14 protein-coding genes are annotated in these 14,055 nt (G+C 65.7%); 6 read left to right on the forward strand and 8 right to left on the reverse strand.

Annotated elements, in window-relative coordinates; all coding sequences use genetic code 11:
• The first annotated feature begins 17 nt into the window (after positions 1–17).
• The gene (locus NMG10_RS06595; protein WP_254464026.1) at positions 18–752 is read left to right on the forward strand and encodes an SDR family NAD(P)-dependent oxidoreductase; all 735 of its coding nucleotides are present in this window, start codon (positions 18–20) and stop codon (positions 750–752) included.
• Positions 753–768: 16 nt separating this feature from the next.
• Positions 769–975, forward strand: a complete 207-nt coding sequence (locus tag NMG10_RS06600) for a 4-oxalocrotonate tautomerase family protein (protein WP_254464027.1) — start codon at positions 769–771, stop codon at positions 973–975.
• A 40-nt stretch (positions 976–1,015) separates the two neighbouring features.
• Here the strand turns inward: NMG10_RS06600 and NMG10_RS06605 are convergent, their stop codons facing one another.
• Genes NMG10_RS06605 through NMG10_RS06625 form a run of 5 tightly spaced genes read right to left on the reverse strand, consistent with a single transcriptional unit; the run spans position 1,016 to position 7,523 of the window.
• Positions 1,016–1,393 carry a response regulator gene (locus tag NMG10_RS06605; protein WP_254464028.1) on the reverse strand — a complete coding sequence of 126 codons (378 nt, stop codon included), beginning with the start codon at positions 1,391–1,393 and terminating at the stop codon, positions 1,016–1,018.
• Between the two features lie 44 nt (positions 1,394–1,437).
• Positions 1,438–2,664 carry a hybrid sensor histidine kinase/response regulator gene (locus NMG10_RS06610; protein WP_232855188.1) on the reverse strand — a complete coding sequence of 409 codons (1,227 nt, stop codon included), beginning with the start codon at positions 2,662–2,664 and terminating at the stop codon, positions 1,438–1,440.
• A complete protein-coding gene (locus tag NMG10_RS06615; RefSeq protein WP_203646787.1) occupies positions 2,658–3,233 on the reverse strand; it encodes a chemotaxis protein CheB in 576 nt (191 codons plus the stop codon). Before NMG10_RS06615 ends, NMG10_RS06610 begins: the two co-directional genes overlap by 7 nt.
• Positions 3,230–4,051 (reverse strand): protein-glutamate O-methyltransferase CheR, encoded by an 822-nt coding sequence (locus NMG10_RS06620; protein ID WP_050705979.1) that lies wholly within the window; start codon positions 4,049–4,051, stop codon positions 3,230–3,232. Before NMG10_RS06620 ends, NMG10_RS06615 begins: the two co-directional genes overlap by 4 nt.
• A 4-nt stretch (positions 4,052–4,055) precedes the next feature.
• Positions 4,056–7,523: a response regulator gene (locus tag NMG10_RS06625; RefSeq protein WP_254464029.1), complete on the reverse strand. Its 3,468-nt coding sequence runs from the start codon at positions 7,521–7,523 to the stop codon at positions 4,056–4,058.
• Between the two features lie 256 nt (positions 7,524–7,779).
• Here NMG10_RS06625 and NMG10_RS06630 point away from each other — a divergent pair, with 256 nt between their 5' ends.
• Entirely contained in the window at positions 7,780–8,145 is a 366-nt protein-coding gene (locus NMG10_RS06630) for a response regulator (protein WP_203646789.1), read from the forward strand.
• 226 nt (positions 8,146–8,371) lie between these two features.
• Entirely contained in the window at positions 8,372–8,659 is a 288-nt protein-coding gene (locus tag NMG10_RS06635) for a hypothetical protein (RefSeq protein ID WP_186714385.1), read from the forward strand.
• 2 nt (positions 8,660–8,661) lie between these two features.
• Here the strand turns inward: NMG10_RS06635 and NMG10_RS06640 are convergent, their stop codons facing one another.
• The 3 genes from NMG10_RS06640 to NMG10_RS06650 all read right to left on the reverse strand — a co-directional run bounded on the left by NMG10_RS06640 (position 8,662) and on the right by NMG10_RS06650 (position 10,724).
• Positions 8,662–8,922, reverse strand: coding sequence for a DUF1652 domain-containing protein (locus tag NMG10_RS06640; protein ID WP_203646791.1), 261 nt, complete (start codon positions 8,920–8,922; stop codon positions 8,662–8,664).
• 207 nt (positions 8,923–9,129) lie between these two features.
• The gene (locus NMG10_RS06645) at positions 9,130–10,035 is read right to left on the reverse strand and encodes a LysR family transcriptional regulator (protein ID WP_203646793.1); all 906 of its coding nucleotides are present in this window, start codon (positions 10,033–10,035) and stop codon (positions 9,130–9,132) included.
• Between the two features lie 146 nt (positions 10,036–10,181).
• Positions 10,182–10,724 (reverse strand): Rrf2 family transcriptional regulator, encoded by a 543-nt coding sequence (locus NMG10_RS06650; RefSeq protein ID WP_186714388.1) that lies wholly within the window; start codon positions 10,722–10,724, stop codon positions 10,182–10,184.
• A 261-nt stretch (positions 10,725–10,985) separates the two neighbouring features.
• Here NMG10_RS06650 and NMG10_RS06655 point away from each other — a divergent pair, with 261 nt between their 5' ends.
• Positions 10,986–12,188: an NAD(P)/FAD-dependent oxidoreductase gene (locus NMG10_RS06655; RefSeq protein WP_232855196.1), complete on the forward strand. Its 1,203-nt coding sequence runs from the start codon at positions 10,986–10,988 to the stop codon at positions 12,186–12,188.
• Positions 12,189–12,405: 217 nt separating this feature from the next.
• The gene (locus NMG10_RS06660) at positions 12,406–14,031 is read left to right on the forward strand and encodes a methyl-accepting chemotaxis protein (RefSeq protein WP_254464030.1); all 1,626 of its coding nucleotides are present in this window, start codon (positions 12,406–12,408) and stop codon (positions 14,029–14,031) included.
• Positions 14,032–14,055: the final 24 nt, after the last annotated feature.

The following is a 14,055-nucleotide window of genomic DNA, read 5'->3' on the forward strand; positions in this document are numbered from 1 at the left end:
TCACCGGAGAGTTTCCCATGAGCAACGCAAGAACCGTCATCATCACCGGCGCCTCCAGCGGCCTGGGCTTCGCCCTGGCCCAGGCCTACCTCAAGCGTGGCGATAACGTGGTCGGCAACGCCCGCACCCAGGCTCGCCTGGACGAAGCCGCAGCGCGCCTGGGAAATCCGGCCGCCTTTATCGGCGTGGCGGGCGACATCGCCGAAAAAGCCACCGCCGAGCGGCTATTCGCCGCCGCCCAGGAAGCATTTGGCCGGGTTGATATCCTGGTCAACAACGCCGGCATCTTCATTCCAAAGCCCGTGACCGACTACACCGAGGCCGACGTCGATGCGCTGGTCGGCACCAACCTCAAAGGTTTCTTCTACCCCGCCCAGGCAGCAGCCCGGGTCATGAAGGCCCAGGGCCACGGTCATATCGTCGCCATCACCGCCTCGGTGGCCCTGCAACCGGACACCCGCGTCCCGGCGCTGCTGCCGGTGCTGGTCAAGGGCGGGCTGAACCAGGCGGTCAAGGGCCTGGCCCTGGAGCTGGCAGCAAGCGGCGTGCAGGTCAACGCCGTGGCCCCAGGCATCATCGACACGCCGCTGCACAGCGGCCATGCCGAAGGGCTCGGCGCGCTGTCGCCAAGCGGTCGCACCGGCAAGCCCGAGGATGTGGTGGACGCCGTGCTGTACCTGACCGATGCCCGTTTCGTCAGCGGCGTCATCCTCCCCGTCGACGGTGGCAGCACCGCCGGCACCTGGCACTGAACCTGGAGCGACGCACATGCCTTATGTCCATATCCGCGTGACCGATGAAGGCGTCACGGCCGAACACAAGCGTCAACTGATCGAAGGCACCACCCGCCTGCTGGAAAAGGTCCTGAACAAGCCGCCGGCGAGCACTTTCGTGGTGATCGAGGAAGTGCCCACCGACAACTGGGGCGTCGGTGGCGAGACAGTGAGCACATTGAGAGCACGCGAACGGCGGTAAAATCACCACGGTCGTGAAAAACGGGGCGGTTCACATGCGCCTAGCGCAACAACGCCTGGATCTGCTGGTGGAGCGTGTCGAGGTCGAACGGCTTGGCCAGGATCGGCGCCTTGCGCGCGATCGGGCTGCCCGACTCGACGATCTCGGCCGGGTAGCCACTGATGAAGATCACCTTCAGGTCCGGGCGCAGCTTCACAGCAGGCTCGGCGATTTCCACCCCGGAAATCCCGCCTGGCAGGCGGAAATCGGTGACCATCAGGTCCAGGTGCGGCTTGCTCGCCAGGATCGCGAACGCCTCCTCGCCGTCCTCGGCCACCAGCACGTGGTAGCCCTCGCCGGCCAGGTAATCGCGCAGGATCATGCGGATCGCCGGTTCATCCTCGACCACCAGTACCACGTCTTGTGCATCTTCACTCATGACAACGCCTTCGCATTCAACAGGTTGGCCATCAGACCCCAGCACTACGCAGAGGTTGCGCGGGCCGGGTCACAATGTTGCGACTGTGCCGACAGCGGCAGATACACGGTGAAGGTCGAGCCGATGCCGGCCTGGCTGTCGACCTGGATCCGCCCGCCATGGGCCAGGACGATCTGCTCGGAGATGTACAGGCCCAGGCCCAGCCCGCCCGTGGCCTGCTGCGCGGCGACGCGCTCGAATTGCTGGAAGATCCGCTGCAGGTGCTGCGCATCGATACCGATGCCATGGTCCTGCACCTGCACGCAGGCCATCTCGCCCGCTTCGAACACCCGCACCTGGACCGGTTTGCGCTCACCATAGCGCAAGGCATTGGACAACAGGTTGGCCACCACTTGTTCAATGCGGAACTCGTCCCAGTCGCCCTGCAAGGGGTCGCAGCGCTGCAGTTCGAGCGGCGTGTCCACGGCGCCGGCCTGGGTGGCGAAGTTCTCCACCAGGCCCCGCACCAGTTGCCCAAGGTCGAAGGTCCGCGGGCGGATCGACAGCTTGCCGGTACGGATCCGCGATACATCGAGCATGTCCTCGACCAGGCGGATCAGGCTGTTGATCTGGCGCTCGTCGCGCTCGACCATGGCCTTGAGCTTGTCCTCGCTGAACGCCGCCAGGTTGCCGCGGGACAGGTGCAGGCGGCGCAGCTGGGTTTCCAGGATCAGCCCGTTGAGCGGCGTGCGCACCTCATGGGAGACAATCGACATGAAGTCGTCACGCATGCGCACCGCGTGCTCCAGCTCGCCCCGCGCCACCTGCAACTGGGCCAGCAGCAGCTCTTGCTCCTGGCGGCTCTGCTCCAGGGCCTGCAACTGTCGGTCGAGGGCCTTGCGCTGGCGGAACAGATCGACGAACACCGACACCTTGCTCTTCACCGCCAGGGTTTCCAGCGGCTTGTGCAGGAAGTCCACGGCGCCGCTCTCGTAGCCCTTGAAGGCGTAGTTCATCTCGCGCCCGGCGGCGCTGACAAAGACGATGGGGATGCTGCGGGTCTTTTCCGTGCCGCGCATCAGCTCGGCCAGCTCGAAGCCGTTCATGCCCGGCATCTGTACATCGAGAATGGCCAGGGCGAACTCGTGCTCGAGCAGCAGCGACAACGCCTGCTCGGCGGACTGCGCCTGGTGCACCTCGCGGTCCTCGCCCTGGATCAGGGCGTCGAGGGCCAGCAGGTTTTCCGGCAGGTCGTCGACGATCAGCAGTTTCGCGGTAATGTGGCTTAGCATGCGCTGGGTTCCAGGGTAGCGAGCAACTGCCCGATACCGCCAAGGGAAAGAATATGGTCAGGGTCGTGCAGGGCCAGGGCGGCCTCCGGCATCAACGCCACCTGTGCGTCGCGGGGGTCCTGGACAACCGTCCGGCCACCGCTTTGTCTGATGCGCAACAGCCCCCGGGCGCCGTCTTCGTTGGCGCCGGTGAGCAGCACGCCGAGCAGGCCCGGGCCATAGGCATCGGCGGCCGACTCGAAGAGAAAATCGATTGCCGGGCGCGAGAAATGCACCGGCGCTTCCTGGCTGAGCGAGAAGCTGAGGTCGCGCTCGACCGACAAGTGATAGCCCGGCCCCGCCACGTAGATCAGCCCAGGCTCGATCCGCGCCTTGTCGAAGGCTTCGCGCACCGGCCGGCGCAGGCGCCGCTGCAGCACCTCGGCGAGCTGGCTGTGGCGGTCGTCCGGCAGGTGCAGCAGGCACAACACCGGGATGGCGAAGTCCGCCGGTAGCGCGCCAAGCACGCTGAACAGCGCCGTGACGCCGCCCGCCGAGGCGCCGATGACGATCGCGCGCACGCCGTTCATGTCTTGCGGTAGATCCGCTCGGGCCGCACCAGCGGCTCGAAGCCTTCGCTGTAGGCCGAGAAGTCCACCGACTCCTTGCTGCCCAGCACCAGAAAGCCACGGTGGCACAGCGACTCGTGGAACAGGCCCAGGGCGCGGTCCTGCAGGTCCTTGTTGAAGTAGATCAGCACGTTGCGGCACGACACCAGCTGGGTCTCGGAAAACACGCTGTCGGTGGCCAGGCTGTGGTCGGCGAAGGTCACGTTGTCGCGCAGGCTTGAGTCCATGATGGCGTTACCGTAGGCGGCGGTGTAGTACTCGGAGAAATCCCGCCGGCCACCGGCCTTGCGGTAGTTCTCCTCGTACTCGCGCATGCTCTGCATCGAGTAGATGCCCTGCTTGGCGCGCTCCAGCGAATGCGGGTTGATGTCGGTGGCGTAGAGGATGGTGCGCTCCAGCAGGCCTTCCTCGCGCAGCAGGATGGCCATGGAGTATACCTCCTCGCCGGTGCTGCAGCCGGCGATCCAGAGCTTCAGCGACGGCCAGGTGCGCAGCAGCGGCACCACTTCGTTGCGCAGCGCGAGGAAATGCCCGGGGTCGCGGAACATCTCGCTGACCGGGATCGTCAGGTACTGCAGCAGCTCGAGGAACATGCCCGGGTCGTGCAGCACCCGCTCCTGCAGCGCCGACACCGTGCGGCAGTCGAACTGGCGCACGGCGTGGAGGATCCGGCGCTTGATCGAGGCGCCGGAGTAATCGCGAAAATCGTAGCTGTACTTGAGGTAGATCGCCTCGATCAGCAGCCGGATCTCGATATCGGTGTTGCGTTCACTGGTCAAGATTTCAGATTCGCTCCAATTGCGGCAGCCAGACCCGGATCAGCGAGAACAGGCGGTCCAGGTCGATCGGTTTGGCCAGGTAGTCGTTGGCCCCGGCCTGCAGGCAGCGCTGCTGGTCATCTTTCATCGCCTTGGCGGTCACGGCGATGATCGGCAGCTTGCGCCAGCGCGGCTGCTGACGGATCAGGCGGGTGGCCTCGTAGCCGTCCATCTCCGGCATCATCACGTCCATCAGCACCAGGTCGATGTCATCGTTGGCCTCCAGGCACTCGATGGCTTCGCGCCCGTTGCGGCCGATCTCGACGATGGCGCCCTTGTGCTCCAGGGCGCTGGTCAGGGCAAAGATGTTGCGCACATCGTCGTCCACCAGCAGGACCTTGCGCCCCTCGAACACCTTGTCGCGGCTGCGCGCGGTCTTGAGCATGCGCTGGCGTTCGTTGGACAGCTGCGACTCGACCTTGTGCAGGAACAGCGTGACTTCGTCGAGCAGGCGCTCGGGCGAACGCGCGCCCTTGATGATGATCGAGCGCGAATACTTGAGCAGGTCGGCCTCTTCCTCGCGGGTGAGGTTGCGCCCGGTGTAGACGATCACTGGCGGGAAGCTGCGGATGTCCTCGGCGGTCATGCGCTTGAGCAGCTCGTTGCCGAGCATGTCGGGCAGCTTGAGGTCGATGATCATGCAGTCGTAGATGTTCTCGCGCAGCAGCGCCAGGGCGTCCTGGGCCATGGCCACGGCGGTGATCTGGATATCGTCGTCACCGATCAGGCGGGCGATGCTCTCGCGCTGCAGGTCATCGTCCTCCACCAGCAGGATGTGCTTGAGCTTCTGCGTGAGCTTGGCCTCCAGGCGGCCGAACACCGCCTTGAGCTCCTCGCGGCTGGTGGGTTTGACCGCGTAGCCCACCGCGCCCATGTGCATGGCCGCCTCGACGCGATCTTCCACCGAAATGATGTGCACCGGGATGTGCCGGGTGCCGGCCTGCTCTTTCAGGCGCTGCAGCACGGTGAGCCCGGAATGGTCGGGCAGGCGCATGTCCAGCAGGATGGCGTCGGGCAGGTACTGGGCGGCCAGCTCGAAGCCTTCGTCGGCGGCATGGGCGACCAGGCAGCTGTAGCCCAGCTCGTGGGCCAGGTCGAAGAGGATGCGGGCGAAGTTCGGCTCGTCCTCGATCACCAGGATGCAGCGGTTGGCGAACGGCGCCTGGGCGCGGTCGTCGGCAAAGGCCGGGGCCGGGCGCTCGGTGCGCACCGGCGCCGGTACCGGCGGCGCCGGCGGCAGTTCGTCGACCGCCGGGCGCAGGCTGTGCACCTCTACCTGCTGCGCCGACGGCTCGAAGTGCTCGGGCAGGATCAGGCTGAACACGCTACCCTGCCCCGGGCTGCTGTCAACATTGATCTGCCCGCCCAGCAGGTGCGCCAGGTCGCGGGAAATCGACAGGCCCAGACCGGTGCCGCCGTAGCGGCGGTTACTGGTGCCGTCGACCTGGTGGAAGGCGCCGAAGATCGCCTGCTGCTGGTCGGCGGCAATGCCGATACCGGTGTCGCGCACGGCAAAGACGATGCCCAGGCCGGCCTGGTGGCTGATGCCCAGGCTGACCTGGCCGCGCTCGGTGAACTTGATGGCGTTGGACAGCAGGTTCTTGAGGATCTGCTCCAGGCGCTGGCGGTCGGTGAACAGGCTCGCCGGCAACGGCTGCTCGAGTTTCACCTCGAAGGCCAGGCCCTTGTCCTGGGCCAGCGGCTGGAACATGCCCCGCAGCCCTTCGACCAGGCGCTCCAGCGGCGTGCTCTCGGCGCGCACCTCCAGCTTGCCGGCCTCGACCTTGGCGATGTCGAGGATATCGTTGATCAGGTTCAGCAGGTCGTTGCCGGCCGAGTAGATCGACTCGGCGAACTTGACCTGCTCCTCGCTGAGGTTGCCTTCGGCGTTCTCGGACAAGAGCTTGGCCAGGATCAGCGAGCTGTTGAGCGGCGTGCGCAGCTCATGGGACATGTTGGCGAGGAACTCGGACTTGTACTTGCTCGAACGCTGCAGGTCGTCGGCGCGGGCCTGCAGTTCGACCTGGGCCTGGTTCAGCTCGCTGTTCTTGCGATCCAGGGCCTCGGTGCGCTCGGCCAGCTGTTCGTTGGTCTGCTCCAGTTCCGCCTGCTGGGTCTCCAGGTGGGCCTGGGACTCCTTGAGCACCCGCGATTGCTCCTCGAGCTCTTCGTTGGCGGTCTTGAGCTCTTCCTGCTGCACCTGCAGCTCTTCGTTGAGCTGCTGGGTCTCGGCCAGTACTTCCTGCAGGCGCTGGCGGTAGCGTGCGCTCTCGATGGAGATGCCCAGGTTCTCGGTGATCCGATCCAGCAGTTCGACGTCGCGCTCCTGCAGCGTGCGCAGGAAGCCCAGCTCCAGTACGCCGTTGACCCGCCCGTCGTCCTGGGACGGCACCAGCACGCCGCTGCGTGGCAGGCCGCGCCCCAGGCCAGAGCTCAGGCGGTAGTAATCCTCGGGCAGTTCGTCCAGGCGCAGCAGGCGCCTCTGGATCACCGCTTCGCCCAACAGGCCGGCATGATCGCCCAGACGCGGCTCGCTGCCCTGCTGCTCGGCGTCCAGCCCATAGGTGGCGACCCGCACCAGCTGGCCATGCTCGTCGCGCACGTACAACGCGCCGACCACGCTGCCCAGATAGCCGGCGAAGAAACGCAGGATATTGTCGCCGAGCATGGGCAAGGTCAGCTGCCCCAGCACCTGCTCGGCCAGCTGGGTCTGCCCGGCCCGCAGCCAGGCCTGTTGCTCCAGGCGCTCGGCGGCGCGCTGCTGGGCCTCCAGGTTCGACACATAGCTGGCCGATAGCGCCAGCAGGTCGCGGCGCCCCAGGTAGGCAAGCAAGGCACTCAGGGCGACGATGAACAGCACAAAGGCCGAGATCGCGGTCATGGTGACCGTGCTGACCGTCTCGTTGCGGGTCGTACGCAGTTGCTGCTCGGTGTTGATGAAGGTGTCGAACTCCTTGCGGATCTCGTCGGTCAGGCGCTTGCCGCGGCCACGGCCGATCGACGCCTGCACGTCGCCCTGGCTGCGGTGCTGGCTGATCATCTCGCTGCCGAAGGTATTCCACTCGCGCTGCAAGGCCGCGATGCGGTCAATGCGGTCGACCTGCTGGGGGTTGTCCGCGACCATTTCCTTCAAACTGTCCAGGCTGCCGAAAATACGCGGCTTGGCGACCTCATAGGGGTCGAGGAAACGCTCCTCGCCAGTCAGCAGGTAGCCGCGCATGCCGGTTTCCATGTCGATCGACAGCTTGATCGTCTCGTTGGCATTGCCGATCACCCGGTCGGTGTGCTCGACCCACTGCATGGCCGAGAGCAGGTAGTTGATCACCGCGACAAACGCCACGGCGCCCAGGAGCCCTACGCCCAGGGGCAGGCCGACGTTGCGGCTCAGCAGTTTGCGAAAGCTGCGTTGGTCCATCGAGGCTGCTTGAATCATCTGAAAGTGCCCGAGTGAAAAAAGTCCATTGAACAGACTGGCGTCTACATCGTGTAAGGGTTGCCCTGCGCCAGACCGACCGGGGGAATACAGCGAGTCTAACCAGCTTTGGCGGATCTGGCAGGGCATTTAGCCAGTATTTGAAGCCTGTCTGCGGCAATCGTTCCATCTATTTGCCGGTGCCGTTAAGCTTGGGAACTTCTGCCACCGCCTTGCGCACAGAGTAGAGACAATCCACCGAAACAGGATCCGCACAATGCACCTTCTGGTAGTCGAAGACGACGACATCGTACGCATGCTGATAGTCGAAGTGCTCGGCGAACTGGGCTACACCACTATCGAGGCCGACAGCGCCGGCGCGGCCCTGAAGATCATCGAGGATCCCGAGCAGTCCCTGGCACTGTTGATGACCGACGTCGGCCTGCCCGACCTGCGCGGCGAGGAACTGGCCGCCAAGGCCCGCGAGGCCCGGCCACTGCTGCCGGTGCTGTTCGCCAGCGGCTATGCCGAGAGTTTCACCGTGCCCGAGGGCATGCACCTGATCGGCAAGCCGTTCAGCATTGATCAACTGCGCGATAAGGTGCTGGAGATTCTCGGCGCGCCGTCCATGCCTGGCCTGTAGGAGCGGCCTTGTGCCGCGAAAGGGCTGCGAAGCAGCCCCGGCAATTGATGCATCAACGCTTGGACCCAGGAGCCGCTCCGCGCCCCGTTCCGGCCGGTCCGACGCCTCGGTAAGGCCGCTCCTACAGGCAGGCGCCTGGCAACAGGCACAGGCTGAAATAATTTGAACGTCTTGCGCTTTTAAGCTTCCAACGTTCGAGGTATGCCTCTTTCGCCGGAAAGCCACCATGAAGATGCCCTGCCGCGCCCCCTGCGTCCTTCTGGAACTGGACTTCGTCCGCGACACCCTGTTCGGCCGGGTGGCCCAGCGCGCCGAGTGCCAGGTGCAGTTGGCGGCCCTCAGCCTGCAAGGCCGCCCGGCACTGCGCCTGCATATCGAGCCGCCGCTGCCGGGCAAGGTCGAGAAAGCCCACAGCGTCGCCTTCGCCTGGGAAGGACGCAACTATCGCGGCGTGGTCCGCGAGCATGTCAAATGCGGTGACGGTGGCATCAACCTGCTGCTCGAGCTTCTATGACCTCAGGCGCTGACCTTGCGCACGGTGGCCGGGGCCTTGCGCTGCGCCTTGACCCTTGCCACCAGGCCCAGCAGGTCATGACAGCTGTTGAGCTCGGCGATCGGCACGCCGGTCACGGTCAGGCAGTCGTCCAGGCTCTGTCCCTGGCCCAGGCGAATGGTAAGGTGTTCGCCGTCCGGGCAGCTCACCTCGCAGCGGTCAGGCAGGCAGGCCTGTTCGATCATCTGCCGCATCTCAAGCATTGAAACGCCAATCAACGACATGGTACGACCCTCTCTGTACTGGATGGCCTGTTGGGTGTGGTACGCCCTCGACTGGCAGGCTGCCAATTGATATTGCCCATGCCCGGGTGCAGGTCCATTCGCCCAGGCAATGACAACGTCGAAGTGCCTCTAGCACCTTAGTGGAAGAAACCGCTGGCATGGCAACGTTCGCTCGCCAGCGCCATGTTGGCGACGGATGGTCAACGCCTACAGGCGTGCCAGTTCCTCGCGACAGAACTCGACGAACAATTGCGCCGGCTTGGTCAACTGCACGCGCTTGAGGTGCGCCGCCGCCAGGCCCGACAGCGCCACCGGCTCGGTGATGTCGAGGGTCACCAGGCGCTGTCCGTCGTAGGTGAATTCGGAGTGCGGCCGGGTCACCAGCAGCGAGAAACCGAAACCCTGGCCCACCATGCCCCGGACCATCTCTATCGACGGCGAGCTGAAGACGATGTTCGGCGTCAGCCCCAGCTCGTTGAACAGGCTGACGAAGTAGGTGCGGCTAGGCGCCACGTCAAGCAGGATCATCGGTTCCGGGCACAGGTCGCGCAGCGACACCTGGGTTTGGCCGGCGAAACGGTGCTTTTCCGGCAGCAGCACATAGGGTTTCTGCGCCGGCATCAACGGCTCGGTCTCTATGGTGCCGTCCAGGTCATGGTCGTAGAGGAACGCCAGGTCGAAGGTGCCCGCCGTCAGGCCCTGGATCAGGTCCTGCTGTTCGCCGTCGCGAAGGCGGATGTCCACCCCAGGATAACGCTGGCGAAAACCGGCGATCAGTCGCGGCAGGTACAAAGGCGCCACGGTCTCGAAACAACCGATGTCGATCTGCCCGGCCACCGTGTCGTTGTCGGCCAGGGCGTTCTGCTCGAACTCATGGGCCATCTGCAGCAGGGCCCGGGTCTTGGCATAGAAGCGCTTGCCGCTGGGCGTCAGCGACACGCCCTGGGCGTGATGGCGGATGAACAGCTGCACACCGAAGCTCTCTTCCAGGCTCTTGATCGCGGTGGAGATAGACGGCTGGGCGATATACAGCTGGCGCGAGGCCTCGGCGACGCTGCCGGCCTCCACCGTGGTGACGAAGTACTTGAGTTGGCGCAAGGTGTAGGAAGCCACGCTGACCTCTCTGGCGCCGGGAGCGGCGCACGGAATTTTTCTGTCAGCTTACCTCGGCTTGGCACCTGTGGGCCGATCGCACAGGCAAGGATTTACCTTGGGGTTGAGCACAATTTTCCGTTGCGCCGCCCAACCGACCCAGCTCGTCAGACGGCCTGCAGCGGAATGTCCCCACCGGCGCCCTTGCCGTCGCGCCGCTCGCTCATCCAGTCATTGACCTTCTGCCCGAACTCGGCCGGTGCCTTGCGCCCGAAGCGCCGCGCCAGGTCGAGGATGGTTTGCTGGGCCAGCGCCTCCTCCATGCGTTTCTGCGCCCCCAGCATCACCGCATGGATCGCGCAGGTGCCTTCGGTGGCCCAGGCCGGCGCGGCGCCCTCGAACACCGCGCAACGCTCGCGGATCTCCCGGCAGTCGAAGAGCTTCTTCGGCCCGTCGATGGCCGTGACGATATCCAGCACGGTGATCTCGTCGGACGGCCGCGCCAGACGGAATCCGCCGCGCACGCCTTCGGTCGCCGCCACCAATCCAGCGCGGGCCAACTTGGTGAAGACCTTGGCCAGGTATTCCTGGGGCACGCCCTGCAACTCGGCCAGGTCGCGCACGCTGGATTCGCGGCTGTCGCCGCGCTCGTCCACCAGGAACAGCAGGCAATGGATGCCGTATTCGACGCCGGCGCTGTAAAGGGACATATCAATCTCCGACTAATTCTGTCGCAAATAGTACGCCCATAATCGGTGGCAGGCAAAGCCGGTCGTCGCCGTGCAAGCATATCAACATCCCAGCAGAAGCCAATAAACACGCTGGATACAGCCGATACACCTGCGTTTGCGAAAGGACGACCCGAAAAATAACACTTGCCGATTTAAACTACGATCAATACAGTCGTAGTTATTCGGCGGGCCGTGAACGCCTCATCGAAGACCTTTTTCCTGTCCTTGCGGAGCATCCACATGACCTCTCGTATCCTGATCATCGGTGCCGGCTTTGCCGGTGTCTGGAGCGCCCTGAGCGCCGCCCGCCTGCTCGACCAGGCACAACGCGGCGACGTGCGCATCAGCGTGCTGGCCCCGCAGCCGCAACTGCGCATCCGTCCACGCTTCTACGAGGCCGACGTCCACACGCTGCAGGCACCGCTGGAGGCGCTGTTCGACGTGGTGGGCGTGGAGTTCATCCCTGGCACCGCCGACAGCATCGACAGCGCCGCCCGCCAGGTCGGCTACCGCGATGCCGATGGCCTGCCGCAGCAGCTCGCCTACGACCGCCTGATCCTCGCCGCCGGCAGCCAGGTGGCCCGCCCTGCCGTACCGGGCCTGGCCGAGCACAGCTTCGATGTCGACCAGATGGAGTCGGCCGTGCGCCTGGAACAGCACCTGCACGGCCTGGCCAGCCTGCCCGCCTCGCCGGCGCGCAACACCGTGGTGGTCTGCGGCGGCGGCTTCACCGGCATCGAGACCGCCACCGAGATGCCGCCGCGCCTGCGCGCCATCCTCGGTGAAGGCCATGCCCGCGTGGTGCTGATCGATCGTGGCGCCAGCGTCGGTGCCGCCCTCGGCGCCGGGATCACCCCGGCCATCGTCGCCGCCAGCGAGCAGGCGGGCGTCGAATGGCTGACCGGCACCTCGGTGGTGGCGGTGGATGCCGGTGGCGTGACCCTGGACAACGGCGAGTACATCGCCAGCAAGACCGTGATCTGGACCGCCGGCGTCAAGGCCAGCCCGTTGACCGCGCAGGTCGCCGGCGAGCGTGACGGCTTCGGTCGCCTGCGGGTCGACGACCACCTCAAGGTGATCGGCCAATCGCACATTTATGCCACCGGCGATGTGGCCTGGGCCGCGGTGGACGAGCTGGGCAACCACGCCCTGATGACCTGCCAGCACGCCATCCCCATGGGTCGCCACAGCGGCAACAACGCCATGGCCGACCTGCTGGGCCAGGCGCCGATAGCGTACCGCCAGCCCAAGTACGTCACCTGCCTGGACCTGGGCGACTGGGGCGCCGCGTACAGCGAAGGCTGGACCCGCGAACTGAAGCTGCAGGGCCAGGAAGGCAAGGACCTCAAGCGCCAGATCAACTCGGTCTGGATCTACCCGCCGGCCGCCGACCGCGCCCAGGCCCTGGCGGCGGCCGACCCGCTGATTCCGATCGTCGAGTGAACGAAAACAACAGGCCCGTCCCGGAAGTGACGGGCCTGTTTGTATGCGTCATTACATTGAACGACTGGTCAATAATAGTGGCGTTATGTCATCATTCAGAAAAAACAACATGAACCGTGAGGATATAACCCCCTTCGCAGTGCATCGAGAGCCTTTTCAGCCGAGCCCGGTCAGTCCGCGCTCTTGACGCCTGCCAGCCACCGTCAAGGAGCGTCGCATGCAGTTACGGAACATGAAGATCGGTATTCGGGCAGCAGGAATGTTCACCCTGCTCGGGATCCTGGTCCTGGCCCTGGGCCTGGTCGCCCTCTACGAAACCCGGCGGATGGACAGCGCCACCGACGAAATCCGTCTCACCTGGATGCCCGCCGTGCTCGCCCTGGGCGAGGTCAGCAGCAACCTGGGCCGGGCCCGCGCCCTGACCCTGCGCAGTGTCCTTGAGGACAGCAGCAGCGCCCGCCATGCCACGCTGGACAAGATCGTCCTGGTCAACCAGCAGCTCGAAAACGACCTCAAGGCCTACGAGCGCACCATCTTCGCCGCGGACGACCGCGCCCTGTTCGACGCCTTCATGGGCCTGAGCGAACGCTATCACGCACTGCAGCAAGCCATTCGCAGCGCCGCCGGCGATGACCGACTGGACGAGGCCCGACGTCTGGTCAACGGCCCGCTGGCCGAGTACGCCGACAGCATGATGAAGGCCCTGGCCGAACTGATCGACTACAACACCAAGGGCGCCGAGCAAGCCTCGCTGCGCAGCAGCGCGGCCTCCGACGAAGCCTTCAGCCTGATCATCGCCGCCATTGCCGTGATCACCCTGGCGCTGATCGGCATCGCCACCCTCCTCACCCGCAGTATCGTCGTGCCCCTGGCCGATGCCGTTGCCGTGGCCGAGCGGGTCGCCACCGGCGACCTGACCCGCGAAATCGTCGTGCTCGGCCGCGACGAACCGGCCTTGCTGCTGGCCGCTCTGAGCCGCATGCAGCATAGCCTGCGCGACACCCTGCGCAGGATTGCCGCGTCTTCCGACCAGCTGGCCTCGGCCTCCGAGGAGCTGCACACCGTCACCGAGGACACCAGCCGCGGCCTGCACCAGCAGAGCGCCGAGATCGACCAGGCCGCCACGGCGGTCAACCAGATGACCGCCGCCGTCGAAGAGGTAGCGAGCAACGCCGTGAGCACCGCCGACGCCTCCCAGGGCGCCGACCGCACTACCCGCGACGGTCGCGACCAGGTCAACCAGGCGCTGGCCTCGATCCAGCACCTGGTCGATGACGTGACCGGCACCTCCGGGGAAATCGAGCAGCTGGCCAGCCACGCCAACGAGATCAGCCAGGTCCTCGACGTGATCGGCGCCATCGCCGGGCAGACCAACCTGCTGGCCCTCAACGCCGCCATCGAGGCCGCCCGCGCCGGTGAGGCCGGCCGCGGTTTCGCCGTGGTCGCCGACGAGGTCCGCGCCCTGGCCCACCGCACCCAGCAGTCCACCGCGGAGATCGAACAGATGATCGGCGGCATCCAGACCGGCACCGAGCGTGCGGTCAGCGCCATGCACAGCAGCCAGGGCCGTGCCAACGGCACCCTGGCCGTGGCGCAGTCGGCCGGCCAGGCCCTGGAGCTGATTGCCGAGGCGATCGCCACCATCAACCAGCGCAATCTGGTAATCGCCACCGCCTCCGAACAGCAGGCCCAGGTGGCCCGGGAGGTGGACCGCAACCTGGTGAACATCCGCGACCTGGCGATGCAGACCTCGGCCGGCGCCAACCAGACCAGCGCGGCGGCCCAGGACCTGTCGCGCCTGGCGGTGGAGCTGAACGGGATGGTGGCGCAGTTCAAAGTCTGAGCAAGCGCATTACATTGCCGCTCA

The organism is Pseudomonas sp. DVZ6 (assembly GCF_024259445.1).
Lineage (GTDB): Bacteria > Pseudomonadota > Gammaproteobacteria > Pseudomonadales > Pseudomonadaceae > Aquipseudomonas > Aquipseudomonas peradeniyensis.

Coding starts and splice junctions, on each gene's coding strand:
- NMG10_RS06595 (WP_254464026.1), top strand. CDS start 18: ATGAGCAACGCAAGAACCGTCATCATCACCGGCGCCTCCAGCGGCCTG.
- NMG10_RS06605 (WP_254464028.1), bottom strand. CDS start 1,393: ATGAGTGAAGATGCACAAGACGTGGTACTGGTGGTCGAGGATGAACCG.
- NMG10_RS06640 (WP_203646791.1), bottom strand. CDS start 8,922: ATGTCGTTGATTGGCGTTTCAATGCTTGAGATGCGGCAGATGATCGAA.
- NMG10_RS06635 (WP_186714385.1), top strand. CDS start 8,372: ATGAAGATGCCCTGCCGCGCCCCCTGCGTCCTTCTGGAACTGGACTTC.
- NMG10_RS06615 (WP_203646787.1), bottom strand. CDS start 3,233: ATGAACGGCGTGCGCGCGATCGTCATCGGCGCCTCGGCGGGCGGCGTC.
- NMG10_RS06600 (WP_254464027.1), top strand. CDS start 769: ATGCCTTATGTCCATATCCGCGTGACCGATGAAGGCGTCACGGCCGAA.
- NMG10_RS06610 (WP_232855188.1), bottom strand. CDS start 2,664: ATGCTAAGCCACATTACCGCGAAACTGCTGATCGTCGACGACCTGCCG.
- NMG10_RS06630 (WP_203646789.1), top strand. CDS start 7,780: ATGCACCTTCTGGTAGTCGAAGACGACGACATCGTACGCATGCTGATA.
- NMG10_RS06650 (WP_186714388.1), bottom strand. CDS start 10,724: ATGTCCCTTTACAGCGCCGGCGTCGAATACGGCATCCATTGCCTGCTG.
- NMG10_RS06655 (WP_232855196.1), top strand. CDS start 10,986: ATGACCTCTCGTATCCTGATCATCGGTGCCGGCTTTGCCGGTGTCTGG.
- NMG10_RS06660 (WP_254464030.1), top strand. CDS start 12,406: ATGCAGTTACGGAACATGAAGATCGGTATTCGGGCAGCAGGAATGTTC.
- NMG10_RS06625 (WP_254464029.1), bottom strand. CDS start 7,523: ATGATTCAAGCAGCCTCGATGGACCAACGCAGCTTTCGCAAACTGCTG.